Origin of the sequence: Streptomyces sp. NPDC059166 (assembly GCF_042755185.1) — a bacterium.
Lineage (GTDB): Bacteria > Actinomycetota > Actinomycetes > Streptomycetales > Streptomycetaceae > Streptomyces.
In genome coordinates this window covers 45,196-69,359 of sequence record NZ_JBHZCI010000006.1, presented here as the reverse complement: position 1 = coordinate 69,359, position 24,164 = coordinate 45,196, and the positions used below count along the sequence as shown (strand labels likewise).

Annotated in this window: 19 protein-coding genes; 4 read left to right on the top strand and 15 right to left on the bottom strand. The window is 71.5% G+C overall.

Annotated features, from left to right (window positions below):
• Window positions 1-3 precede the first annotated feature (3 nt).
• The 4 genes from ACFXOA_RS06515 to ACFXOA_RS06500 all read right to left on the bottom strand — a co-directional run bounded on the left by ACFXOA_RS06515 (window position 4) and on the right by ACFXOA_RS06500 (window position 3,391).
• The gene (locus ACFXOA_RS06515) at window positions 4-432 is read right to left on the bottom strand and encodes a TadE family protein (RefSeq protein ID WP_385023262.1); all 429 of its coding nucleotides are present in this window, start codon (window positions 430-432) and stop codon (window positions 4-6) included.
• A 47-nt stretch (window positions 433-479) separates the two neighbouring features.
• A complete protein-coding gene (locus ACFXOA_RS06510) occupies window positions 480-1,727 on the bottom strand; it encodes a CpaE family protein (RefSeq protein WP_385023260.1) in 1,248 nt (415 codons plus the stop codon).
• A gap of 7 nt (window positions 1,728-1,734) precedes the next feature.
• Window positions 1,735-2,439, bottom strand: a complete 705-nt coding sequence (gene cpaB, locus ACFXOA_RS06505) for a Flp pilus assembly protein CpaB (RefSeq protein ID WP_385023258.1) — start codon at window positions 2,437-2,439, stop codon at window positions 1,735-1,737.
• A gap of 85 nt (window positions 2,440-2,524) precedes the next feature.
• The gene (locus ACFXOA_RS06500) at window positions 2,525-3,391 is read right to left on the bottom strand and encodes a hypothetical protein (RefSeq protein ID WP_385023256.1); all 867 of its coding nucleotides are present in this window, start codon (window positions 3,389-3,391) and stop codon (window positions 2,525-2,527) included.
• Between the two features lie 577 nt (window positions 3,392-3,968).
• Here ACFXOA_RS06500 and ACFXOA_RS06495 point away from each other — a divergent pair.
• The gene (locus ACFXOA_RS06495) at window positions 3,969-5,699 is read left to right on the top strand and encodes a chitinase (protein ID WP_385023254.1); all 1,731 of its coding nucleotides are present in this window, start codon (window positions 3,969-3,971) and stop codon (window positions 5,697-5,699) included.
• Window positions 5,700-5,809: 110 nt separating this feature from the next.
• On the opposite strand, the gene ACFXOA_RS06490 is transcribed toward ACFXOA_RS06495, so the two are convergent.
• The gene (locus ACFXOA_RS06490) at window positions 5,810-7,189 is read right to left on the bottom strand and encodes an Nramp family divalent metal transporter (protein ID WP_385023252.1); all 1,380 of its coding nucleotides are present in this window, start codon (window positions 7,187-7,189) and stop codon (window positions 5,810-5,812) included.
• A 269-nt stretch (window positions 7,190-7,458) separates the two neighbouring features.
• Between ACFXOA_RS06490 and ACFXOA_RS06485 the strand changes: the two genes are divergently transcribed.
• Entirely contained in the window at window positions 7,459-9,564 is a 2,106-nt protein-coding gene (locus ACFXOA_RS06485; protein ID WP_385023250.1) for a serine/threonine-protein kinase, read from the top strand.
• Between the two features lie 145 nt (window positions 9,565-9,709).
• Here ACFXOA_RS06485 and ACFXOA_RS06480 read toward each other — a convergent pair whose 3' ends face one another.
• From ACFXOA_RS06480 to ACFXOA_RS06465, 4 genes are all read right to left on the bottom strand, one after another.
• Window positions 9,710-11,182, bottom strand: a complete 1,473-nt coding sequence (locus ACFXOA_RS06480; RefSeq protein WP_385023248.1) for a GntP family permease — start codon at window positions 11,180-11,182, stop codon at window positions 9,710-9,712.
• 179 nt (window positions 11,183-11,361) lie between these two features.
• A complete protein-coding gene (locus ACFXOA_RS06475; RefSeq protein WP_362538960.1) occupies window positions 11,362-11,772 on the bottom strand; it encodes a RidA family protein in 411 nt (136 codons plus the stop codon).
• 6 nt (window positions 11,773-11,778) lie between these two features.
• Window positions 11,779-12,537 carry an IclR family transcriptional regulator gene (locus tag ACFXOA_RS06470; RefSeq protein WP_362538958.1) on the bottom strand — a complete coding sequence of 253 codons (759 nt, stop codon included), beginning with the start codon at window positions 12,535-12,537 and terminating at the stop codon, window positions 11,779-11,781.
• The gene (locus ACFXOA_RS06465; RefSeq protein ID WP_385023245.1) at window positions 12,534-13,580 is read right to left on the bottom strand and encodes a sugar kinase; all 1,047 of its coding nucleotides are present in this window, start codon (window positions 13,578-13,580) and stop codon (window positions 12,534-12,536) included. Before ACFXOA_RS06465 ends, ACFXOA_RS06470 begins: the two co-directional genes overlap by 4 nt.
• A gap of 85 nt (window positions 13,581-13,665) precedes the next feature.
• Between ACFXOA_RS06465 and ACFXOA_RS06460 the strand changes: the two genes are divergently transcribed.
• Both ACFXOA_RS06460 and ACFXOA_RS06455 read left to right on the top strand, forming a co-directional pair.
• Entirely contained in the window at window positions 13,666-15,021 is a 1,356-nt protein-coding gene (locus ACFXOA_RS06460; protein WP_385023243.1) for an alanine racemase, read from the top strand.
• A gap of 43 nt (window positions 15,022-15,064) precedes the next feature.
• On the top strand, window positions 15,065-16,687 hold the full coding sequence (locus tag ACFXOA_RS06455) for an amidohydrolase family protein (protein WP_385023241.1): 1,623 nt from the start codon (window positions 15,065-15,067) through the stop codon (window positions 16,685-16,687).
• A gap of 113 nt (window positions 16,688-16,800) precedes the next feature.
• Here the strand turns inward: ACFXOA_RS06455 and ACFXOA_RS06450 are convergent, their stop codons facing one another.
• The 6 genes from ACFXOA_RS06450 to ACFXOA_RS06425 form a co-directional block, all read right to left on the bottom strand.
• Window positions 16,801-17,682, bottom strand: coding sequence for a serine protease (locus ACFXOA_RS06450; RefSeq protein WP_385023239.1), 882 nt, complete (start codon window positions 17,680-17,682; stop codon window positions 16,801-16,803).
• 122 nt (window positions 17,683-17,804) lie between these two features.
• Window positions 17,805-18,134, bottom strand: coding sequence for a hypothetical protein (locus ACFXOA_RS06445; protein WP_385023237.1), 330 nt, complete (start codon window positions 18,132-18,134; stop codon window positions 17,805-17,807).
• 221 nt (window positions 18,135-18,355) lie between these two features.
• Window positions 18,356-18,937, bottom strand: a complete 582-nt coding sequence (locus ACFXOA_RS06440; protein WP_385023235.1) for a Uma2 family endonuclease — start codon at window positions 18,935-18,937, stop codon at window positions 18,356-18,358.
• 38 nt (window positions 18,938-18,975) lie between these two features.
• Window positions 18,976-20,556, bottom strand: a complete 1,581-nt coding sequence (locus ACFXOA_RS06435) for a condensation domain-containing protein (RefSeq protein WP_385023233.1) — start codon at window positions 20,554-20,556, stop codon at window positions 18,976-18,978.
• Window positions 20,553-20,759, bottom strand: a complete 207-nt coding sequence (locus ACFXOA_RS06430; RefSeq protein WP_385023231.1) for an MbtH family protein — start codon at window positions 20,757-20,759, stop codon at window positions 20,553-20,555. Before ACFXOA_RS06430 ends, ACFXOA_RS06435 begins: the two co-directional genes overlap by 4 nt.
• A complete protein-coding gene (locus ACFXOA_RS06425; RefSeq protein WP_385023229.1) occupies window positions 20,756-24,046 on the bottom strand; it encodes an amino acid adenylation domain-containing protein in 3,291 nt (1,096 codons plus the stop codon). Before ACFXOA_RS06425 ends, ACFXOA_RS06430 begins: the two co-directional genes overlap by 4 nt.
• Window positions 24,047-24,164 lie beyond the last annotated feature (118 nt).

Sequence of the window (24,164 nt, the reverse complement as noted above, 5' to 3'; positions counted from 1 at the left end):
CCGTCAGCCCTCCTTCACCGAGGCGGCGTTGCCCTCGACCGTCATGGGGAAGTTCAGAACCCCGGGAACCAGCACCGGCACCTTCAGCTCGACGACCGCCCGGTACATGCCGTATTCGGCTTGGCAGCGGGTGTCCGCCGCGCCGGCCCATGCTCTGGGCAGGTCGTCACCGGCGGCCTCTTCGCAGGCCCACGCGGAGAAGTACTCAGCCGAGGTTCCCGCACGGGCCCCTTCACTCGCGGCATGTCCCGCGAGGCTGAAGGTGTAACCGATCAGCGCACACTGCCACAGCGCGACGAGGAGCAGGATGATCAGCGGGGTGACCCCAAGGAACTCGATGGCGGTCTGACCCCGGTCGCCGAACCGCCGGTCACCCGGAAGCCCACCGCTCCGTCCGCCTGTCGGTCGGTCTGCTGTCCACTCGACATTCATCGCTCAACATGCCCCCTTGAGTCAGCTTCTCCGCGTGTGGTGCTCACCTATGCACGTCGTGGGCGTCCCACGGCGCCCCTGTCGTTCCGGTACTTGCCGCCACTCTTCTCCGGCTTCTCCGCGGACTTCACCAGCCCGAGCTCGCCGGAGAGCGCCCACAACGCCTGCTTGACGGAGCTCTTGGCGTCGAGTTCGTGCATCCTCCCCGCGTCCACAGCTCCCTGGAGCTCCTTGAAGCCGGCCGGTACGGCCGTCGCGGCCATCCGGGTGCCGGTGATCCGCTGGATCAGCGGTGGCTGGATCTCGGTACTGCGGTTGAAACGGTTGACCACCGTGACCGTGTCCTCCGCCTTGCGGATCTGCAGCCGGTCCCACATCCGTACGATCCGCTTCGCCCCACGTACCGCAACCACATCGGGTGTCGTGACCAGCACCGCGATGTCCGCCATCTCGATGGCGGCCGCGTTGGCGCCGCTCATCTGGCTGCCGCAGTCCATGACGACCACCTGGTACCGGGAGCGCAGGGCGCTGACGATCTGCCGGGCGGAGCGGTCACTGACCTCTTCGCCTCGCTCGCCCTCACCGGGGGCCAGAAGCAGGGCCATGCCCGTGGAGTGGGAGAAGACCGCGTCAGACAGGACCCGGGGGGAGATGTCGGTGATCGCCGCCAGATCGACGATCGAACGACGGAACTGGACATCGAGGTACGAGGCGATGTCCCCGGTCTGCAGGTCCAGATCGACGAGGGCCGTCGTGTGCCCGGAAGCCTGCGCAGCAAGGGCCAGTTGCACTGCGGTGACCGTCCCTCCCACACCTCCCTTGGCGCCGGTCACGGTGACGACCGTGCCGCCCGGCCCTGTGAACACGTCGCTGCTGCCTGCTCCGAGATGCCGACGCACGCCAGTCGACCACTGAGCAGCAGCCTGGACGCGGTTGGCGAGCTCCTCGTAGCTCAGTGGGAGTGAGGCGACGCCTCGCGCGCCTGCGTCCATGGCTGCCGCGAACAACGCCTGACTGGCGTCCGCGGTGATGAGCACCACGCCTACGGCGGGGAAGCGCAGGGACACCTCCCGAATGAGCTCGAGCGCGGGCACCGGACCGATCCGTTCGTGCACCAGGACGACCTCGGGCAGCTCTTCGATGGACTCACCCGCCAATCGGGCGAGCATGTCGATGAGCTGGGTCGAGTCACCGACGGGGACCGCCGGCTCCGCATCGGGCAGCTGGCTGAGCAGAGTGGTCACGGACCTGGACGCATCGGCGTCGCCGACAGCCGGGAGGATCCTCGTAGTCATCCAACCCTCACTTGTCCTTGTCGAGCGTGTAGGTGCGATCCCCTGGACGGATGGTGCCGTCGCTACCGGGCGCGATCAGCGCCAGACGCACGTGCTCTGCGAAGGACTCCGCGTATGCGATGCGCTGCGTGTCGAGCGTGTTGAGCGCGAAGGTGATCGGAACGACCTCCGATGCCTTGTCCCGGCTGTCGTCGTCGGGCTGCAGGGCAGTCAGCTGGCCGACGTCCAGCACCTTCGCGTTGGAGACGATGACTTTGGATTGGGCGACATCGCCCTCCCGCTCGCCCGCGAAGGTGGCGTAGATGTTCACCTTGTCGTCGGGGTGGATCTTGCCTGCGACACCCGTAGCCGCATCGATCATGATGGCGATCTCCTGCTCGCCCGGGCGCAGTTCCGGGCTCTTGACCATCATGTCGGACTGCATCAGGGAACCCTTCTGCAGTTGTGTCACAGCGATCTTTCCGTCGATCTCCGAAAGCTCCGTAACGGCGTTGTCGGACAGCCAGCGCTTCGGCATGGACACCTTCTCGAACTGACCGCTCGACAGCGCTGTGTACGGCGCCACATTGGTCTTCAGCCGGTACGCGTCGACCTCCGGCCCGACCTTCGAGTTGACGTCGCTGATCACCGAGAGGACCCCGGCGAAGGCGCCGAAGGCGCAGAGGACCGACAGGAGCAGGAGTATCATGCCGCGGCGCTGGCGGGAGTTCATGGGCCGGACAACCTCGTTCGAATCGGATGCGTGGAGCAGCGGACAGAGAGGGGTGTGCGGTGTCGTGCGGGAGCGGGCGGGGCCCTCAGGTGCTGGGCGGCACGGGCGCTCCATGGGTCAGGACACCGGTGGAGTGCGTTCGGTTCTCCGGTGGGGCCAACGGGGAGGAACAGAATCCGCAACGGTCGCCGATGAGCTCCATTCCGCACCAGTGGCAGTTCTCCCGCCTCACGGACGAGACCAGTTGATAGATCACCGAGATGTCCGGCAGGAAGGAGGCGAATTCGATCAGTTTCCCCGTCCCCCACCAACCGGCGGAAGCGGAGGGCAGCGGGCACTCCTGAACGGCCTGGACCTGCCAGGCGGGCGCCAGGGTCTGCTGCACCCAATCGGAGGTCGTCTGGCCTTTGGCAACCAGGAGATGGGAGGGGAAATCAGGGCCTGCCGGCGGCTCGACCCCCGTTCCGATCTTGATCAGCTGTGGATTCGGTCCGGCCAGGACGAGGAACTGTGACCCCGGGACCCAGGACTTGGCGTGCGTCTTCAGGCTGACGGGGACGCGGTCGAGCTTGGCCACCGAGTTCAGCAGAGCGCCGGGGTGGATGTAGTAGGCGAGCAGCCGGGCAGCCGACGCGATCACTCCTGGGCTGAAGTCGCAGATCGACAACTGGCGGAGCTGGCGCACCAGCACCGCCACACCGAGCGGCGGCAGATCCACCTTGACCAGGGCGATCCGGTCGCTCTCCAGCATCGCGCGGACGGCGTGCAGCCGGCGTTCGTGGGCGGGGGCGATGCCCGCCGGGCAGATCGCGACCACATAGCCGTGCTGCTCCAGGAGCACGCTCATGTCCGCGATCGCGAGGTCGAGGGTCTGGGCTTCGGGGGCCTGCAGCAGCGCCGCTGTGGGTGTCTGCTGATCAGTGGGCGGTAGCACCAGATCAGCACTGGTCACTGCTATTGCGGTCGGCACGCTCTTCCCCGTTCGGCTCCGGCCGTCGCCATGGATGACTTCAGCCGCAATCGCTCCTGCTCCGTGCTTCTTCCCCTGCACTTTAGCCACGTCATACAGGGCGGAGAACAGATATCGGAACCCAGTACGAAGACATCTGGGCACACCGCCGCGGATCGGCTCCGTGCGATATCGGACCAAAAGCCGAGTCGTTAACTTCTGTACCACTGCGCAGAGTTACTGCGTTCTTCCGGGTTTGAAAGCCCAATGAATAGATCCACCCACGTCAGAACGGAGATGGCGCCTTTCGCGGAGGACTCCGGGGGTGCCACTGCGTCACGGTGGGCGCACTGTTCGCCTTATCACCCGCGCGAGTGGATCACCGCCGACCGGACCGGTCACCCGGGGGCGTGGCGGGGATGACGGAGGGGCCGTCCGCGCACCGGCCCGGCAGGTCTGCGCGATCCGCACCACCAGAGGTCTTGACAACTCGATTGGTCTGGACCAGTTTTATCCGCCAACGGTGGCCACCGTCTCCCGCCAGGGCTTCCCCAGCCCCAACTCCCCCCGGAGGCAGCAAGTGGAACGTTCCGCAGGCAGCAGCAGGCACAGACGACGCCGGATCCGGCCTCTCCTCGGCGGGACCGTGGCAGTCGTCGCGGCCGGGGCGCTCGGCGTCACCGGGATGGTGACGACCGCCCAGGCCGCCGACGTCAACGTCGCCAAGAACGCCGGATTCGAGTCCGGGCTCTCCAACTGGACCTGTTCCGGCGGCAGCGGTGCCACCGTCTCCTCCCCCGTGCACGGCGGCACCTCCGCGCTCAAGGCCACTCCGGCCGGGCAGGACAACGCCAAGTGCACCCAGACCGTGGCAGTGAAGCCGAACTCCACCTACCAGCTCAGCGCCTGGGTGCAGGGCGGTTACACGTACATCGGGGCGAGCGGCACCGGTACGACGGACGTCTCCACCTGGACCCCCGGCGCCGGCAGCTGGACCCAGCTGAAGACCTCCTTCAAGACGGGCCCGTCCACCACCTCGGTGACCGTCTACACGCACGGCTGGTACGGCCAGGCGGCGTACTACGCCGACGACGTCCAGGTGAGCGGCCCCGACGGGGGCGGCGGCACCGACCCGGAGCCCACGATCCCCGGGGCGCCGGCCGGACTGACCGTCGGCACCACGACCTCCTCGTCCGTCGGCCTCAGCTGGAACGCGGTCTCCGGCGCCACCGGCTACACCGTCTACCGGGGCGGCACGAAGGCCACCACCTCCACCGGCACCTCCGCCACCGTGACCGGGCTGGCCGCGGACACCGCCTACCAGTTCTCCGTGAGCGCCACCAACTCCGCCGGTGAGTCCGTGAAGTCGGCCACCGTCACCGGCCGTACGGCCAAGGCGAACGAGCCCGGCGGCCCGACGACCTCGGTGCCCAAGCACGCGGTGACGGGCTACTGGCAGAACTTCAACAACGGCGCCACCGTCCAGAAGCTGAGCGACGTCCCCGCGAACTACGACATCATCGCCGTCTCCTTCGCGGACGCCACCTCCACGCCCGGCGCCGTCACCTTCAACCTGGACTCGGCCGGGCTGAACGGCTACACCGTGGCCCAGTTCAAGGCCGACATCAAGGCCAAGCAGGCGGCCGGCAAGAACGTCATCATCTCCGTGGGCGGCGAGAAGGGGTCCGTCGCGGTCAACAGCGACGCCTCCGCGACCGCGTTCGCCGACTCGGTGTACGCCCTGATCCAGGAATACGGCTTCAACGGCGTCGACATCGACCTCGAGAACGGCCTCAACTCCACCTACATGACGAAGGCGCTGCGTTCGCTCTCGTCGAAGGCGGGCTCCGGCCTCGTCATCACCATGGCGCCGCAGACCATCGACATGCAGTCGACCTCCGGTGAGTACTTCAAGACGGCGCTCAACATCAAGGACATCCTGACCGTCGTCAACATGCAGTACTACAACAGTGGTTCGATGCTCGGCTGCGACGGCAAGGTCTACTCGCAGGGTTCGGTGGACTTCCTCACCGCGCTCGCCTGCATCCAGCTCGAGGGCGGCCTCGCCCCGTCCCAGGTCGGACTCGGCGTCCCGGCCTCCACCCGCGGCGCGGGCAGCGGCTACGTCGCCCCGTCCGTCGTGAACGCGGCCCTGGACTGCCTCGCCAAGGGCACGAGCTGCGGCTCCTTCAAGCCGTCGCGGACCTACCCGGACCTGCGTGGCGCGATGACCTGGTCCACGAACTGGGACGCGACCGCCGGCAACGCCTGGTCCAACGCGGTCGGCCCGCACGTCCACGGTCTTCCGTAGCCGACAGCCGGTCCCCGGAGATCCGCCGAAACCGCAGCGCCGCCGCTCCCCCGGCGGCGCTGCCGTTTTCCCGCGGCCGTTCTCCCGCCGTCAGCCGGTCGGCCCGGTCGTCACCAGGGCAGGTCGCGCACCTGCTGGACGCACAGCACGACGAACAGCAGCCCCGCCGCGCCCAGCATGCCGTTGCTGAGCCATCCGTTGCGCCATTCCCTGGGCGTACGGCTGGAGTTGAGCAGCCAGAGCAGGGTGAGGGCCAGGAAGGGCATGAAGAACGCGCCCAGCACGCCGTAGCCGATGACCAGCCCGAAGGGCTCGTCCAGCCAGAGCAGCGTCATCGGCGGGAACGTCAGCCAGAGCAGGTACGCCCGGAAGGGCAGGGACCGCTCCTGGCGTACGACCGCCTCGGTGCTCGCACTCCCGGCACCCTCCGCCCGGGCACCCTCCGCCCCGGCACCCTCCGCCCCGGCACCCTCCGCAGCCGGGCCGCCGGGCTGCTTCCCGGGCGCGACGCGGGCCGCGCGGAACCGCTCCACGAAGTCGGCGAACATCAGGCTCACCCCGTGCCAGACGCCGATCAGCGAGGAGAAGGACGCGGCGAAGAAGCCGACCAGGAACAGCTTCGCGGTGGCCGCGCCGAAGCGGTCCTCCAGGATGTCCCCGAGGTCGATCAGGCCCTTGTCGCCCTTGGTGAGGGCGATCTGCGAAGAGTGCAGGAGCTCGGCTCCGACGATCAGCATCGCCACGACGAAGATGCCCGTGGTGATGTAGGCGATCCGGTTGTCGATCCGCATCACCTTCATCCACGACGGCCCGGACCAGCCCTTGGCGTTCACCCAGTACCCGTAGGCGGCCATGGTGATGGTGCCGCCGACCCCGCCGATCAGGCCGAGCGTGTAGACGAGGGAGCCGTCGGGGAGGACGGGGAGCAGTCCGGCGAACGCGGCGCCCATGTCCGGGGCGACGCGTATCGCCACGTACACCACGACGACGAACATCACGCCGACGAGGACCGTCATGGCCTTCTCGAAGACGGCGTACCGGTTGAACCAGACGAAGACCAGACCGGCCAGCCCCGTGATGATCGCCCAGGCCTTCAGGCCCGGTCCGTCCGGGAAGAGCGCCACGATGGGCAGGGCGCTCGACGACATGGCCGTGGCGCCGTAGACGAAGCCCCAGACGACGACGTAGACCGCGAAGTAGACCGTGGTCCACCCGCCCAGGGTGCGCCAGCCGTCGAAGAGCGTCCGGCCGGTCGCCAGGTGCCAGCGTCCCACCGCCTCCGCGAGGGAGATCTTGACGAGGCAGCCGATCACCGCCGCCCACATCAGGGTGTAGCCGAACTTGCTGCCCGCGATGAGCGTCGCGACCAGGTCACCCGCTCCGACCCCGGTGGCCGCCACGACGATACCGGGGCCGATGTAGCGCCAACTGGATTTGCGGGGCTGGTTCCCCAGCTCGCCCGCCCCTGTGGTTCTGCTTGTCTCCGCCATGCCGATCAACGAAGCGCATCGTTCCGCATCACACAAGAGGGCGCGTCGTACCGCCGTCATGCCCACCCGGGGCGCCGACAGCTGTGGACGTCCTGTGACAGGCGATACCGTGCGCTCCCCCACGCGCCGTGGGACGCTTGGCGCGCTGGACCGTTGGTGCGCTGGACGGGGGAAGTGGCATGGCAGGAGCGCAAGTTGATCCACTCGGGAGTGGGGATCCGGTCGCGCTCGGCAGATACGAACTGCTCGGGAGACTAGCCTCCGGCGGCATGGGGAGGATCTACCTCGCCAGAAGTGCCGAGGGACGGCTGGTGGCTGTGAAGACGCTGCTCGCCGACGGTGGTGTCAGCGATGTCGACCGGCGGCGGTTCGAACGCGAGGTGGCGCTCGCCCAGCGCATCGACAGCGCGTTCACCGCTCGGGTACGGGAGGCGGACCCGCGGGCGGAGCTGCCGTGGATGGCGATCGACTACATCGCCGCCCCGTCCCTGTCCGAACTGGTGCGTACCGCCGGTGTGCTGCCCGCCTCGGCGGTGCGCTGGATCGCCGCGGGGACGGCGGAGGCGCTGGTCGTCCTGCACGGCGAGGGCATCATCCACCGGGACGTGAAGCCGCAGAACATCCTGCTGCCGCTGCCCGGCCCGCGGGTCATCGACTTCGGCATCTCGCACGCCAACGACCTCACGCGTACGAGTCTGACGCTGGGCACGATCGCCTTCACCTCGCCGGAGCAGGCGCGGGGCGAGATGTCGACCGAGGCGTCGGACGTGTACTCGCTCGGGGCGACCCTCTTCCACCTGGCGCTGGGACGGCCTCCGTACCGGGCGGGCAGCGACACGTTCGCCCTGCTGGCCCAGGTGCAGCGCGGCGAACTCGACCTCAGCGGCCTGCCCAAGGAACTCACCGACCTGATCCGCCCCTGCCTGGCGGCCGATCCGCGGCACCGGCCCGTACCGGCCGAGATGCTGGCGCGCTTCCGGCAGTCGCTCGCGGGGCTCCCGGTGTCGCAGGGAGGCCGGCGCTGGCTCCCACCGCGCTGGACGGACCTGATCAGCACGTACGAGCGTCATGGGCGCGACCTGGCGCGCGGTGAGGGTGCGGGCGCCGGCGCAGTCGGCTCCGAGGGCGCGCGCTCCGAGGAGGTGACGGACGTCCTCCCGCCCGCCCCTTCGACGCGGGTGTACACGCAGGAGCGCGAGGAGGCCGAGCGAGCGGAGCACGAACGGGCCCGGCAGGCCGAGCAGGCCGAGCAGGAGAAGCGACGGCGGGAAGCGGCCCTGCAGGAGCAGGCCCGCAAGGACCGGGAGCGGCAGGAGGAGGCCAGGCGCGAACGGGCCCGCCGGCAGGAGGAGGAACGGCAGCGGCAGCAGCGCAAGCAGGAGAAGAAGGAGCGGAAGAGGGCGCAGCAGGAGGCGGAGGCGAAGGAGCGGGAGCGGGCCGCGAAGGAGGAGGCCGCGCGGCTGAGGGCGGCCGAGGCCAGGGCCCGGGAGCGGGCCGCCCGGTCGGCGTCCGCCCGGTCGGCGTCCGTCTCGGCGCCCCGCACCACTCCTTCCGCGTCCCGGACGGCCGCCCCGCGCACCGCACGCCCGCAGACCCCTGCGACCGGGAAGAAGAAGGGCTCCGCGTGGATCTGGCTGGTGGTGCTGGCCGTGGTCGCGCTGATCGTCTGGCTGGTCGACAAGCCGGACGACGGCGGCACGGACTCCGGCGGCGACCGGAGCAGCGGTTCGTCCTACGGCAGCACCACGGGCACCGGCACGGACACGGACACGGGCACGACCATCGGGACGGACACCGGCACCGGGACGGACACCGGGACCGGTGCCGGTACGGACACCGGCCCGGACCCGACGCCCGATCCGACCCCCGACGCCGAGGACGAGGCGTTCAGCGAGGTGTCGTCCGGTGACTGCGTCACCGCCTACGACGACGGCTACGGCGACTGGTCGACCGAGACCCCGCAGACCGTCGACTGCGATGCCGCCAACGCCTACATGCGGGTCACCTCGACGGACAGCGGCATCAGCGGCTCGGACTGCCCGGACGGTTCCGGTGAGTCGTACTGGACCCACTCCGGGTCCGAGCCGGAGTTCAGCACCACGCTCTGCGTGGAGCGGCAGTTCCGGGTGGGGCAGTGCTTCGTGTCCAAGCACCAGGGTGACCGGATGGTGAGCGCCCGGCTGATGACGGTGTGGGACTGCGGCAAGGACACCGTGCCGAAGGGGTACGACGTGATCCTGCAGATCGCCGGGCGCTGGAAGGCGGAGTCGACCTATCCTCCCGGCTACTGCGCGGCGAACGGCAACGACCGCGAGGACTACTGGCTGTTCGAGGTGAACGACGACCGGACGGTGCTCTGCGTGAAGTGGGTGTAGCGGCCGCGTCCGCGCGCCGCCCGGCGGCCCGCGGTCGCCGTGCGGGAGGCGCCGCTCGGAGGGGACGTGCGCACACGCGCGGGCCGGCGGACGCCCCGAGGGGCTTCCGCCGGCCCGTACGAACCGGTCTACCGGGCGAACGACCCTAGATGACGAGGCTGAGCGCCGCCGCGACGACGAACCCGGCGACCGAGAGGACCGTCTCCAGGACCGTCCAGGTCTTCAGGGTGTCGCGCTCGGAGATGCCGAAGTACTTGGAGACCATCCAGAAGCCGCCGTCGTTGACGTGCGAGGCGAAGATGGAGCCCGCCGAGATCGCCATGATGATCAGCGCGAGGTGGGCCTGCGACATGTCCTGGCCCTCGACGAGCGGGACGACGATGCCGGCGGTGGTGACGATCGCGACCGTGGCGGAGCCCTGGGCGACGCGGAGGACGACGGAGATCAGCCAGGCGAGCAGGATGACCGGCAGTCCGACGTCGTGGAAGGTGTCGGCGAGGGCGTCCGCGATGCCGCTGCCCTTGAGGACGGCTCCGAAGATGCCGCCGGCGCCGACGACCAGCAGGATGTTGCCGACGGGCTTGAGCGAGGCGGTGGAGACCGCTTCGAGGGACTTGCGGGACCAGCCGCGCCGGATGCCGAGCAGGTAGTAGGCGAGGAACAGGGCGATCGTCAGGGCGACGAACGGGTTCCCGAAGAACTCGACGACCGAGCGCAGGGTGGACGGGTCGAGCGCGATGGAGGAGAACGTCGCGGCGAGGATGAGGACCAGCGGCGTGCCGATGATCGCGAGCACGGTGCCGAGGGCGACGGGCTGCTCGTGCGGGGTGACGCCCGCCGCGCGCTGTTCGGCGAGGACGGCGGCCTTGGACTCCTCCGCGGCCTCGACCATGTCCTGGGGCACCTCGACGAAGACCCGCTTGCCGATCCACGCGGCCCAGACCCAGGCGGCGAGGACGGACGGGATGCCCACGACGGCGCCCATCAGGATGATCCAGCCGAGGGACACGTGGAAGAGTCCGGCGGCGGCGACGGGTCCGGGGTGCGGGGGCAGGAACGCGTGGGTCATCGAGAGGCCGGCGAGCAGCGGCATCGCGTACAGGACGACGGACTTGCCGGAGCGCTTGGCGGCGGCGTAGACGATCGGCGCGAGGACGAAGATGCCGACGTCGAAGAAGACCGGGATACCGAAGATGAGGCCGGTGAGGCCCATGGCGAGCGGGGCCCGCTTCTCGCCGAAGAGGTTGAGCAGGCGGGTGCTCAGCACCTCTGCTCCGCCGGAGACCTCCAGGATCGCGCCGAGCATGGTGCCGAGGCCGATGATGATCGCGACATGCCCGAGGATGCCGCCCATTCCCGTCTCGATGACGGATACGGCGGCGGACTTCTGGACCGTGCCGAAGAGTTCGGTGACGGAGAGTCCGGCGCCCAGGCCGACGGCTATGGAGACGGCGAGCAGCGCGACGAACGGCTGCAGCCTGACCTTGATGATCAGGAAGAGCAGGAGGGCGATCCCGAGTGCCGCCACGGTCAGCAGACCGGGCGTCCCGCCTATGAGGAGGAGCAGGCCACCGGTGTGGGGTGGCGCCTCGGGCGTGGGGGTAGCGGCGAGCAGCATGCGTGTCAACTCCGGTGGTGACAGGGTCCTTCGGGCATGGGGGGAGAGCGGCACGGCGCCCCGGTGCGAAACGGGGGAAGGGGCGCCGTGCCGGGCTTCTGGTGAGGTGAGCGCCTCAGGGGGCTGGGCGGCCCCGGAGCCGGACGTGGGTCAGCGGGCTCCGGGGGTGTCCGGGTCGGTCAGCCGAGCACCGCGAGGGCGTCGATCTCGATGAGGAGACCCTTGGGGAGTCCGACGTACACCGTCGTACGCGCGGAGGCCGGGGCCTTCAGGCCCTCTCCCTCGAAGTACTCGTTGTAGATGGCGTTCATCTCGGCGAAGTGGTCCACGTCGGTGAGGTAGACGCGCATCATCATGACGTCGTCCCAGCTCGCGCCGCCCTCCTCCAGGATCGCCTTGACGTTGGCGAAGGTCTGGAGGGTCTGCTCGCGCAGCGTCGGGCCGGCCGGGGTGGGCGCCTGGCCCTCGACGGCGGGGAGGAAGCCGACCTGACCGGCGACCTGGAGGATGTTCCCCTTCTTCACGCCGTGCGAGAACTTCGCGGGCGGGGCGGTGTGGGTGCTGGGGGTGAGGGCGGTCTTCTCGGTCATCGCGGATCAGGCTTTCTTGGTGGGGGTGGTGCCGGAGTACTCCCGGCTGATGGTGTCCGCGGTGCGGCGCACCAGCGGGAGCAGGGTGAGGAGTTCCTCGGCCGTGACGACCACGTTCGGTGCGGACACCGACATCGCGGCGACGACGCGCCCGTCCGCGCCCCGGATGGGGGCGCCGACGCAGTTGATGGACTCCTCGTGGCCGCCGAGGTCGGTGGCCCATCCCTGTTCGCGTACGACGGTGAGCTCCTTGAGGAAGGCACCGGCGTTCGGGACCGAACGGGACGTGTACATGGGGTAGTCGAGCCGTTCGGCGATGGCGCGCCGTTCGGGCTCGGCGAGGTCGGCGAGGAGCAGCTTGGCGACGGCCGCGACGGTGATCGCGACGGGCTTGCCGATCCGCGAGTACATCCGCACGGGGTAGCGGCTCTCGACCTTGTCGATGTAGAGGACCTCGTTCTCCTCGTACACCGCGAGGTGGACGGTGTGGCCGCACTGCTCGTTGAGGGCGACGAGGTGGCTGTGGGCGATCTCGCGTACGTCGAGGTTCTCCACGGCTTCCTGGGCGAGGGCGAAGAGCCGGGCTCCGAGGCGGTAGCGCTGGTCCTCCTGCCGGTAGACGAGGCCGTGCTCGTGGAGCGTGCGGAGCAGGCGCAGCGCCGTGGACTTGTGGACGCCGAGGCGTTCGGCGACCAGGCCGAGGTCTGCGGGTCCCTGGGCGAGCAGCGGGAGGATGCTCAGCGCGCGGTCGACGGTCTGGCTCATGTGGTTCGTACCCCCTCGTCCGCCCCGGCGGCGGTCCAGCCGGGGCCGAGACGAAGTGTGCCCCAGGCGGTGTCGTCGAGGGCGGCGAGCCGGTCGGCGTAGGCGCGGGGCGGTGGGCCGGTGAGGTCGCCGGGGACGGTGAGGACGGCGGCGGCCATGAGGTGGCCGTGCCGGGCGCGGTCGCGTACGGGCAGGTCGCGCAGGGTGGCGGAGAGGAATCCGGCGGCGAAGGCGTCACCGGCGCCGACCGCGGCGACGACGTCGACGCGGAGGGAGGGGACGGTGGTGACGGTGTCCTCGCCGGCCGTGCGGGAGAAGACGGTGACGCCGTCGGCGCCCCGCTTGACGACCAGCACGTCCGGTTCCGGGAGGGCGGCGCGGATCGCCTCGGCGCCGTGCAGCCCCCAGGCCTCCTCGGCCTCGTCGTCCCCGACGAAGACCAGGTCGCTGCGGCGGGCGAGGGCGAGCAGGACCTCGGGGCCCTCCTCGCTGCCGCGCCAGAGGCCGGGGCGGTGGTTGACGTCGAAGGAGACGAGGGGACGTCCCTCCCGGGGGCCGGTGAGGTCCGTCAGGAGTGCCAGGCAGTCGGCGGAGAGCGCTGCGGTGATGCCGGAGAGGTGCAGGACGCGGGTGTCGAGGAGGTCCTCGCGGGGGACGTTGTGCGGGGACATCGCGGAGGCCGCGGACCCGGCACGGTAGTACGCCACCTCGTGGGTGTCGGTGGCCCGGTCGGTGGCCGTGCGGAAGTAGACGCCGGTGGGGCGGTCGGGGTCGCGGCGTACGGCGGAGGTGTCGACGCCGTATCCGGCGATGGTGTCGACGAGGTGGTCGCCGAAGCCGTCGGCGCCGACCCGGCCGATCCACCTGGCCCGGTGGCCGGCGGCGGCGAGCGCGCAGGCGACGTTGGACTCGGCTCCTCCGATGCCCCGGCCGAAGGAGGGGACGTCGGCGAGGCGGCCCGGCTGCGAGGGCAGGAACGTCACCATGGACTCACCGAGGCAGACGACGTCCGCGGTGGTCGTCCCGGTTGCGGATCCGGACACTCTGGGCTCCTCATGGTCGGCCGTGGGGCGCCGGTGGTCACCATTGACCCGGCATCGGCCAGGATGTTAGACAGCGTTAAGCGATATGCGCAATGGCCGTTGCAGAATATGCAACGATCACCGTCCCGAGGAGGATCCCTTGGCCGCCCAGCAGTCCCCCGCCCAGTCCCTGCAGGCGCTCGCCGCCGAGCGGGTCGACCACCGCTTCAAGGCGCTGCCGCCCGACGCGGAGGGGCTGACCGTCGGCGCGCTGGCCGCCGAGCGGCGCGACCTCTTCACCGGCGGCTTCACCACCCCCGTGCTGGCGCTGTCCGCCGAGTCGGTCGAGGCCAACCTCACACTCATGGAGACGTACGCCGAGCGCCACGGCCTCGCCTTCGCCCCCCACGGCAAGACGTCGATGTCCCCTCAGCTCTTCGCCCGCCAGCTGGAGCACGGCGCCTGGGGCATCACCGCGGCCGTCCCCCACCAGGCGCGTGTCTACCGCGCCCACGGCATCGCCCGGATCTTCCTCGCCAACGAGCTCGTCGACGCGGCGGCGCTGCGCTGGCTGGCCGGGGAGCTGGACTCCGACCCCGGCTTCACCTTCGCCTGCTACGTCGACTCCGTGCGCGGCGTCGAGCTGATGGACGAGGCGCTGCGCGCGGCGGGCGCCGTGCGTCCCGTCGACGTCGTGGTGGAGCTGGGCGCGGGCCGGGGCGCGCGCACCGGCGCCCGTACGGAGGCCGACTGCGCGGCGGTCGCCGACGCCGTGGCCGCCGCCTCCACCCTGCGCCTGGTGGGCGTGGCGGGTTACGAGGGCGAGGTGCCCGACGCGTCCCCCGAGCGGGTACGCGAGTGGCTGCGCCGACTGGTCGCGCTGGCCGCCGCCTTCGACGCGGCCGGCCGCTTCAAGGGCCTGGCCGAGGGCGAGGAGATCCTGGTCAGCGCGGGCGGCAGCGCCTGGTTCGACGCGGTCGCCGACGTCTTCGCGGAGATCCCGGAGCTCAGCCGCCCCGTGCTGCAGCTGCTGCGCTCGGGTGCCTACGTCAGTCACGACGACGGCCACTACCGCCACCTCACCCCCTTCAACCGGGTCCCGGAGGAGGGCGCCCTGCAGCCCGCCTTCCGCCTCTGGGCGCAGGTCGTCTCCCGCCCCACCCCGGAGCAGGCCTTCGTCAACGCGGGCAAGCGCGACGCCGCCTACGACCTCGACCTCCCCGAGGCGCAGGTCGTGCGCTCCGGGCGCGACGGCTCCGTCCGGCCCGCCACCGGTGTCACCGTCACCGGCCTCTCCGACCAGCACGGCTGGGTCCGTACGGACGCGGACGCCGACCTGGAGGTGGGCGACTGGATCGGCATGGGGCTCTCCCACCCCTGCACGTCCTTCGACAAGTGGCAGCTGATCCCGCTCGTCGAGGCGGACGGCACCGTCACCGATTACATCCGCACCTTCTTCTGATCCCGGCGGAGCCGGTCTCCCCCTCCCCGAAAGGCGACCTCACATGGACCTGGTCATCCGCGACGCCACCGTCGTCGACGGCACCGGTACCCCCTCCTACCGTGCCGACGTAGGCATCACCGACGGCCGGATCACCGAGATCCGCGGGGAGGGCGACGGCCCCCGGCCCGCCGCCGCGCGCACCGTGGACGCCGACGGCCTCGCGCTGTCGCCGGGGTTCATAGACATGCACGCGCACAGCGATCTCGCGTTGCTGCGCGACCCGGACCACAGCGCGAAGGCCGCGCAGGGCGTCACCCTCGAGGTGCTCGGCCAGGACGGCCTCTCCTACGCCCCCGCCGACGACCGCACGCTGGCCCAGGTCCGCAGCTCCATCGCGGGCTGGAACGGCGACGGCAGCGACATCGACTTCGACTGGCGCACCGTCGGCGGCTACCTGGACCGCCTCGACCGGAACTTCGGCGGCCAGGGCATCGCCGTCAACGCGGCCTATCTGATCCCGCAGGGCACCGTCCGGATGCTCGCCGTCGGCTGGGACGACCGGCCGGCGACCGGCGCCGAACTGGACCGCATGAAGGAACTCGTCGCCCAGGGCATGGCCGAGGGCGCCGTCGGCATGTCCTCCGGCCTCACGTACACCCCGGGGATGTACGCGCCGGACGCCGAACTCACCGAGCTGTGCAAGGTGGTGGCCGCGCACGGCGGCTACTACTGCCCGCACCACCGCTCGTACGGGGCGGGCGCGCTCCAGGCGTACGAGGAGATGGTGCTGCTCACCCGGGAGGCCGGCTGCCCGCTCCATCTCGCGCACGCCACCATGAACTTCGGCGTGAACAAGGGCAAGGCCCCCGAGCTCCTCTCCCTCCTGGACAGGGCGCTCGACGCGGGCGCGGACATCTCGCTGGACACCTACCCCTACACCCCGGGCTGCACGACGCTCGTCGCGATGCTGCCGAGCTGGGCCAACGAGGGCGGCCCCGAGTCGGTCATGGCCAGGCTCGCGGACGAGGAGGTGTCCGCGCGGATGCGCCACGTGGTGGAGGTGGCCGGCTCCGACGGCTGCCACGGTGTGCCGATCGAGTGGGACAGGATCGAGATCTCGGGCGTCACCAACCCGGATCTGTCCGAGTACGTCGGCCGTACGGTCGCCGAGTCGGCCGCCCTGCGGGGCGAGGAACCGTGGGTGACGGCCCGTCGGGTGCTGATCGAGGACCGGCTCGGCACGACGATCCTCCAGCACGTCGGCCACGAGGAGAACGTCCGCCAGATCATGCGCCACCGGGTGCACACCGGCGGCAGTGACGGCATCCTCCAGGGCTCCAAGCCGCACCCGCGCGCCTACGGCACCTTCCCCCAGTACCTCGGCCGGTACGTGCGCGAGCTGGGCATCCTCTCGCTGGAGGAGTGCGTCGCCCACCTCACCTCCCGCCCCGCCGCCCGCCTGCGCCTGCCGGACCGGGGCCTCGTCCGCGAGGGCTACCGCGCGGACCTGGTCCTCTTCGACCCCGAGACCGTGGCGGCCGGATCCACCTTCGAGGAGCCGCGCACCCTGCCGGTGGGCATCCCGCACGTCCTGATCGACGGTCAGTTCGTCATCGAGGACGGCAAGCGGACCTCGACGCTCGCGGGACGTGCGGTGCGGGGGACGGGCTCCACCGCCGCCTGACCACCAGCCGGGTTCCGGCCGCACCCGTCCAGGGCGGCCGGAACCAGCGGGCGCCGGCCGCGCCCGCCCGGTCAGGACCTCGGCGTCACGGCTTCGGCGTCACGGCTTCGGCGTCACGGCTTCGGCAGCGCGCAGCCCGAGCGGTTCAGGTCGATCCGGCTGCCGCTGCCGATGCACGGCACGATGCCGTAGGTCTGCTGGGCGTAGTTGATGCCCTGGCGCACGGTCACCGTGCCGTTCTCGCCCACCTCGCACGGGTTGTTGTCCGTGCACCGCTGGCCGTCCTCGTTCCCGGTGTTGTTGACGGCGACCACCTTGCCCGTCGCGTCGTCGATCACCGGGGATCCGGAGGTCCCGCCGATGGTCTGGCAGGCGGAGGTGTATCGGACCGAGTCCTTCCAGGTCCAGGAACCCTCCTTCAGGCGGTACGCGAACCCGTCGATCGAGCAGCTGTAGGTGCGCTTCCAGTAGCCGGAGGCGACGGTGATCGCTGTGCCCGCGACAGGGTGAGAGGCGGCGAGTTCCAGCGCCTTGATGCCGTAGGAGCTCTCGATCTGCGCGTAGGTCCGGGTGAGCTGGTACAGCGAGACGTCGGTGTCCGTCATCGTCCCGTACGCGATCTTGGACGCCCTCAGGGTGCCGACGCCGCTTCCGGCCGCGTTCAGCAGCGTGAAGGTGCGGGTCGACGACTTGTTCAGCACCACCTCGCCCGGGTCCGGGAAGCCGGTCTCCAGGCAGTGGCCGTTGGACAGGACGAGTGCGGGGTCGCCCGGCAGCGACGAGGGCGTCCGGACGACCGAACCGGAGCAGTTGCTGAGTGCGACCGTACCGGCGAAGGTGACCGCCTTCGCGCGGGCGTCGGCGGCGGCCGGGCTCGTGGTCGTGGCCGGTTCCGTCGCGGCGGCCGGACCGCCGACCGTGGTCGCCGCCGCGGGTGCGATGCCCACCCCGAGGAACAGGACGGTAAGAAGTGCGCCGACGAGAGGCTTGTTCATGTGGGGGTCCCCTCCAGGTGTGCCTGCGACCGGACTTCCTCCGGTTTTGACATGCGCATGCTTCCCTGGTGGGGGGATTTCCGGCAAGGGGCGGAATCAAGCCGTCGGCGCACCGCACGGACTCACCCCCGTGCCGACACGGCCGCCTCCCGGGCGTACGCCGCCGCCTGGCGGAGGGACAGCCCCGGCTCGGCCTGGCGCAGCGCCTTGATCGCGGCGACGGAGTCGACCTGGCCCTTGTGGCCGACCGCCGCGAGCCGCTGCCGCACCCAGCGGCCGCGGATCTCCGCGTCGGACACCGAAGCGGCCTCGACAGCGATCGCCAGGGCCCTCTCCAGCCCCGGGCGCTCGGCGGCGGGCGCGGTGTCGAGCGCGCGGCCGAGCAGCCCGACGATCTCCGGAGTGTCCCGCAGCACGAGCACGGCCATGTCCTGCTTCCCGATTCCGATCATGCGGGCAGCCTGCCCGCAACTTGGCCCGTGAGCACCGGATTTGAGCATTCTCAGCGGTTCGGAGGACCGCTTGAGCATCGGCGCTGCGCACGGCGGGCGGGGCCCGATCCGTCAGGGCGGGCTTTCGGTGGGCCGTGTCCCCGACGGACCACCCGAGCCGGACGCATCACGGGGATGAGCCGGACTCTGCCGGGCCCGGCGAGTTCTCCTCCGCGGGCTCCTCAGTCGCTGCGGGGCGGCGTCAGCGTGTCGAGGTCGAGGTCGATCTCGAAGGGGACCCCGCGCTTGAGGGTGCCCCGGAAGATTCCTGCGGGCGCGTAGGCGCCGGTGGGGTCGTCGAGCTCGTAGACGTGGACGACGGGCGCGCCGTCCTCGTCCTCGACGCACCAGTAGTGCCGGATGCCTGCCTCCGCGTACTTGCGCAGCTTCACCGTGCGGTCGCGATGGGCGGACTCGGGCGAGACCGCCTCCACGACGAGTTCCACGTCCTCCGGGGCGTACCAGGTGCGGTCGGGGTCGTAGGGCAGGTTCGTCAGCAGGAGGTCCGGTTCGGGGCGGTTGCGGGCGTCGAGGCGGATGGTCATCTCACGCTCGACCTCGAAGCCGACCGGGGCCTGTGCCATGAGCGTGGTGGTCAAGGAGGTGACGAGACGGCCGTGCCAGGACCGCTGCGGCGACATCATGAAGACGAGGGCTCCGTCGATCAGCTCGGTGTGGCGGGGCGCCTCGGGGAGGCGGTCCAGATCCTCCGCGAACCAGCCTTCCTCGCGCGGCGGGCGCATCCAGTCGGGCAGTGCGGTCATGGCGCAAGCCTAAGGGCTCTCCCGCCCTCCGTGGTGGGTCAGCGCTCGGCGTCGGGCGCGGTGCGTCGCGAGGCGGCCGCCCGTCCCAGCAGGGCCGGCAGCTCGGCGACCGGCGGCGGGGCGCCGCACGCGGACTCGACAAGCACTTCCTCCAGGGTCTCCAGGTGGGCCCGGATCGCGTCCGGGGGCAGGTACGCCGTGTCGGCGGTCAGCATGACGGCGAGGGTGCCCCGCTCCTCGGTGACGTGGACGCAGTAGCGGCAGCCCAGTTGCTCCTCGGTGGCGGGGAAGCCGAACTCGGAGCGCTCACGCGCCTTCCGGAGTTCAGAAGGCCCCGGCGGCGGCCCCGGCGGCCGTTCGTGGAACCGCTGGTCGTTGAAGCAGCAGTACGGGTGGACGGGCGTGCCCCGTTCCCTGCCCACCCGCTCGCGCAGGGCCTCCCAGGCGACCGGGTCGTAGGACGCCGCGCGGTAGCCGGCCATCGCCGCGTCCCAGCCCCGGGGCAGCAGGTCGGTGAAGAGCTCGGCCCCGGAGAGGTCGAGGAGGAACGGGGCGTCCTGCGAGAGCATCGCCACCATGCCCTGCCGGTCGGGGGCGGTCCGGTTGCCGACGATGGGCATCATCGCCGCCGTCCGGTGCCCGCCCTCGGCGGCGGCGAGGGCGGCCATGCCCGTCATCAGGATCGTCGAGCCGCTGACCCGGTGTTCCGCGGCGAGCACGTCGGTCGCCGCGGCCAGCGCCCCGGACACCAGACGGCCGCTCCAGAACCGGGGGGCGCGGGGTTCGGCGACCTGTCGGGCGAACATCGTCGGGGGCATGGTCCGGTAGAAGTGTTCCCAGTGGGCCAGCGCGCGTTCGCTGCGGCGCACCCCGGCCGGGGCGTGCTGCTGGACGGCGAGGTCCAGCGGGTTGGTCCGCGGTGCGGCGCCCGCCGAGCCCCGCCTGACCAGCAGCCGGAGGTCGCGTACGACGTGCTCGGCGCCCTGGCCGTCCGTCGCCAGGTGGCACAGGACCAGCACGGCGTGGGTGACCCGGCCCTGGTGGCTGACCGCGGCGACGCGCAGCGGCCACTCCCCCTCGTAGTCGAACCGGGTGGTCCTCAGCTCCTCCATGAGCCGTGCGGCGGTGTCCGCGGTCCGCTCCGGCCGGGGCTCGTCGACGACGGTGAGCCGGAGCCGTCCGGTGTCCGCCAGCGACTGACGGGGCCCGTCCGGCCCGCCGGACACCCGGGTGCGCAGGGATTCGTGCCGTGCCATCAGGGCGGCCACCGCCGCGGTGAGCGCCGGGAGTTCGGTGATCCTGCCGCGCTCGCCGAGCGGGAGGACCCGGCCGATGTTGAAGTAGACGTCGTTCGGCGCGGTCCTGGCGATGGCGTTCCAGATGGCGCGCTGCCCCCAGGTGAGGGGGGCGGTCCCCGCACGGCCGCCGGTGAAGAGGACCTCGGTCGTCCGGGTCGCCCCCGTCGCCCCGGGCACCCCCGTCGCCTCCGTGGTCCCGGTCTCCGCCGTCACCCCGGTCACTCCCGTCACCCCGGTCGCTCCCGTCACCTCGGTCGCCACCGCCGCCCCGGCCGTCGCCGTCCCCTCGGCGGAAAGGGGGAGGGAAGGCGCGGCACTCATCGCCGCCCCCGCTCGGCCGGTGCCGCGCGCAGGCTCAGCGGCCTGATGTCCGGCCAGACCTCGTCGATGTGCGCCGTGCACTCGTCCTCGGTCCCGCTGAACCCCGTGGACCGCCATCCGGCGGGTACCGGGGATCCCGACGGCCACAGCGCGTGCTGCTCCTCGTCGTTGACCACCACCTGGCAGGGGGCCGCGGCGTTCACCGGTTCTCCTCTCCGAGGCCCGCGGCCAGCAGTCCGGCGGCCTCCTCCTCCGACAGCGCGTCGATCTCCGCCACCAGGGCCTCCTCCACGGCCTCGGCGAAGGTCTCGACGGTGCGGTTGGTGAACAGGGTGCGCAGCGGCACGGTGAGTTCGGCGGCCGCACGGATCCGGGCGATGACCCGGGTGGCGAGCAGCGAGTGGCCTCCGAGCTCGAAGAAGTCGTCGTGTGCTCCTACCCGGTCGATGCCCAGTACTTCCCGCCAGATGTCGGCGACGAGCTCCTCGGCCTCCGTCCTCGGGGCGAGGTAGGCCTCGCGCAGGACCGGACGGTGCTCGGGCGCGGGGAGTGCCCGCCGGTCGAGCTTGCCGTTGGCGGTCAGCGGCAGCCGTTCGAGGACCAGCAGCGCGTTGGGTACGAGGTGTCCGGGCAGCAGGGCGGCGAGCGCGGACCGGAGACCGGCCGGGGTCGGCTCGGGGTCCGGCGCGGTGGGCGAGAGGACGACGTAGCCGACCAGGGTGTCCCCCCGGGCGACGACGGCCGCCTCGGCGACGCCCGGCTGCTTCAGCAGGGCGTTCTCGATCTCCCCGGGCTCGATGCGGTAGCCGCGCACCTTGACCTGGCCGTCCAGGCGGCCGAGGAACTCCAGGGCGCCGTCGTGGCGGCGGCGGACGAGGTCACCGGTGCGGTAGCGGCGTGATCCCGGGGGGCCGTAGGGGTCGGGGACGAAGGAGCGTGCGGTGGCTCCCGGCCTGCCGGAGTACCCGTGGGCGACTCCGGGGCCGCCGATGACCAGCTCGCCTGGGGTCCCGGGCGGGACCGGTTCGCCGTACGGGTCGCAGACCGTCGCCGTGACACCGCCGATGGGGGTGCCGATGGGGGGCCTGCCCCGGGTGTCGGCCTCGCCGAGGTCGGCGGTCGTCGCGATGACCGTGGTCTCGGTGGGGCCGTAGGAGTTGACGACCCTGACCCGGTCGCCGAACGTCTCGCGCCAGGTGGCCACCGCCGCCGCCTGGACCTGGTCGGCGCCCAGGATCAGCAGCCGCAGTGTCTCCGGCCAGGGCACGGCCGCCAGGTCACCCACCAGCTGGTGCCAGTAGGGGGTGGGCAGGTCGATGACGGTGATCCCGCGTGCGTGTTCCCGGGCCAGCTGGTCGGGGAGGTCCCCGTCGGCATCGGCGACCACCAGGGTGGCTCCGGCGGCGAGCGCCGGGAAGAGTTCCTCGGCGCAGGTGTCGAAGCTGAGCGAGGCGCAGTGCAGGACGGTGTCGGTCCGGGTGATCCCGTACCCCTCGCGCATCCAGCGGACGCGTTCGGCGAGGGCCCGGTGGGGGACGACGACTCCCTTGGGTGTGCCGGTGGAGCCCGAGGTGTAGACGACGTACGCGGCGTCCTCGGGTCCCGGCCCGACGGGGTCCGGGAGGCCGGAGCCCGACACGTCGGGGTCCGGGACGGCGGGATCCGTGGCGTCGGGACCCGCGACGCCGGGGAGCCCGACGGGGTCCGGGACGCCGGCGTCGTCCGGCGACCCGGTCTCCGCCAGGTCCAGGACTCTCGCGCCGTCGAGGCCGGGGAGGCCGTCCGGGTTGGCGTCCCGCGAGGTCAGGACGGTCCGGGCGCCGCTGTCGGCGACCATGAAGGCGAGCCGGGTCGCGGGGTAGCCGGGGTCGAGCGGCAGATAGGCGGCGCCGGCCCGCCAGGCGGCGAGCATGGACACGACGGCCTGCGGGCCGCGCGGCAGCAGGATCCCGACGGTGTCACCCGGCCGCACCCCCTCGGCGGTCAGGCGCTGTGCGAGCCGGCCCGAACCGGCCCAGAGGGCGGCGTAGTCGAGGGAGCCGGCGCTCCCCCGGAGCGCGGTCGCGGCGGGGTCGCGGTCCACCGCCTCGCGGACCGCGGTGAGCACGGTGGCCGGCCCCTGCGGGGTCTCCGGGCCGCGTCCCGCCGCCTCCAGCGCGGCGAGTTCCGACGGGTCCAGCATCGGCAGCCGGTGCACGGGGGTGTCGGGGTCGGCCGCGGCGGCGCGCAGCAGGGTCTCGAACCAGCGGCCGAGCCGTGCGGTCCAGGCGGCGTCAAGCAGGTCGGTGCGGTACCCGAAGACGGCGACGATGTCGTCGCCGTCGCGGCGCACGTCCAGGGTGAGGTCGAACTTGCATACCTCCATCCCCGGGTCCAGCTCGCCGCACCGCAGGTCGGCGAAGGCCGCGTCGTGCAGCAGGCCGGCGTCCTGGGTGTGGACGGTCAGCATCGTCTGGAAGAGCGGGGTGCGCTCCGGGTCACGGTCCAGGCGCAGCGATTCGGTCAGCTTCTCGAACGGGATCCGTTCGTGGGTGAAGGCGCCGAGGGCGGTGGAACGGACGCGGCGCAGCAGGCCCGCGAAGGTCGGTGCTCCGGAGAGGTCGGACCGGAGCACCAGGGTGCGCGAGAAGTAGCCGATGATCTGTTCCGTGCCCGGGTCGCCCCGCCCGGCCGTGGGGACCCCGACGCAGAAGTCGTCCTGTCCGGTGCACCGGTGGAGCACCGCCTGGTAGGCGGCGAGCAGCACCATGAAGGGCGTGCACCGGCGGGCGCGTGCCAGTGCGTCCACGACGGGGCCCGCGCCGGTCAGTACCTGGGTGTGGAAGGCGCCGCGGGTGGACGGCCGCGCGGGCCGGGGGTGTTCCAGGGGGAGATCGAGCGCGGGCGCGTCGGCGAGGCGGTCCAGCCAGTAGGCGAGGGACTCCCGCTCCTCGGGGCCGTCCTCCTCCTGGTCCCTGGCCGCCGCGTACGCCAGGTAGGACGGCGGGAGCGGCGAGGCGGTCGCCTCGCCCGTCCGGTGCGCGGTGTAGTGGGCGGCCAGTTCGTCCCGGAGGATGTTCAGCGACCAGCCGTCGGCGACGATGTGGTGCAGGACCACGCACAGGACGTGTTCGGTCTCGGCCGTGCGGATCAGCGTGACGCGCAGCAGGGGTCCCTGCCCGAGGTCGAAGCCGCGGTTGGTGCGTGCGGCGAGCTCGGTGGTCAGAAGGTGCCCGGAACCCCGGAGGTCGAGGTGTTCGACGGGTACGGGGGCGGGGTCGGCGACGACGGCGAGCGGCCGGCCGTCCTCGTCGGGGAATCGGGTCCGCAGCATCTCGTGCCGGGCGGCCACGGCGTCGAGCGCGGACTGCAGGGCCGCCGGTATCAGCGGGCCGGTGAGCCGCAGCACGAGCGGGATGTTGTAGGAGGGGTCCCCTGGCTCCATCTGGTCGAGGAACCAGAGCCGTCTCTGGCCGTGTGTCAGGGCGGATTCGACAGCCGGCGTACTCATCGGGCTCCCTCCGCGTCCGCCCGGGGCCAGGAGGTCCGGGAAGCCGCGTGACGATTCGTGCGGTCACGCCGAGCGGGCGGAAGGTCGCGGGACGCGTCCGCGCCGCACGTTGCACCGG

Excerpts from the sequence above, each read along its gene's own strand:
- ACFXOA_RS06480 (WP_385023248.1), bottom strand. The coding sequence starts at position 11,182 with ATGCTGCTCGCCGCTACCCCCACGCCCGAGGCGCCACCCCACACCGGT.
- ACFXOA_RS06510 (WP_385023260.1), bottom strand. The coding sequence starts at position 1,727 with ATGACTACGAGGATCCTCCCGGCTGTCGGCGACGCCGATGCGTCCAGG.
- ACFXOA_RS06485 (WP_385023250.1), top strand. The coding sequence starts at position 7,459 with ATGGGGAGGATCTACCTCGCCAGAAGTGCCGAGGGACGGCTGGTGGCT.
- ACFXOA_RS06470 (WP_362538958.1), bottom strand. The coding sequence starts at position 12,537 with ATGAGCCAGACCGTCGACCGCGCGCTGAGCATCCTCCCGCTGCTCGCC.
- ACFXOA_RS06425 (WP_385023229.1), bottom strand. The coding sequence starts at position 24,046 with ATGAGTACGCCGGCTGTCGAATCCGCCCTGACACACGGCCAGAGACGG.
- ACFXOA_RS06455 (WP_385023241.1), top strand. The coding sequence starts at position 15,065 with ATGGACCTGGTCATCCGCGACGCCACCGTCGTCGACGGCACCGGTACC.
- ACFXOA_RS06435 (WP_385023233.1), bottom strand. The coding sequence starts at position 20,556 with ATGAGTGCCGCGCCTTCCCTCCCCCTTTCCGCCGAGGGGACGGCGACG.
- cpaB (WP_385023258.1), bottom strand. The coding sequence starts at position 2,439 with ATGAACTCCCGCCAGCGCCGCGGCATGATACTCCTGCTCCTGTCGGTC.
- ACFXOA_RS06515 (WP_385023262.1), bottom strand. The coding sequence starts at position 432 with ATGAATGTCGAGTGGACAGCAGACCGACCGACAGGCGGACGGAGCGGT.
- ACFXOA_RS06490 (WP_385023252.1), bottom strand. The coding sequence starts at position 7,189 with ATGGCGGAGACAAGCAGAACCACAGGGGCGGGCGAGCTGGGGAACCAG.
- ACFXOA_RS06450 (WP_385023239.1), bottom strand. The coding sequence starts at position 17,682 with ATGAACAAGCCTCTCGTCGGCGCACTTCTTACCGTCCTGTTCCTCGGG.
- ACFXOA_RS06445 (WP_385023237.1), bottom strand. The coding sequence starts at position 18,134 with ATGATCGGAATCGGGAAGCAGGACATGGCCGTGCTCGTGCTGCGGGAC.
- ACFXOA_RS06440 (WP_385023235.1), bottom strand. The coding sequence starts at position 18,937 with ATGACCGCACTGCCCGACTGGATGCGCCCGCCGCGCGAGGAAGGCTGG.
- ACFXOA_RS06475 (WP_362538960.1), bottom strand. The coding sequence starts at position 11,772 with ATGACCGAGAAGACCGCCCTCACCCCCAGCACCCACACCGCCCCGCCC.
- ACFXOA_RS06460 (WP_385023243.1), top strand. The coding sequence starts at position 13,666 with ATGCGCAATGGCCGTTGCAGAATATGCAACGATCACCGTCCCGAGGAG.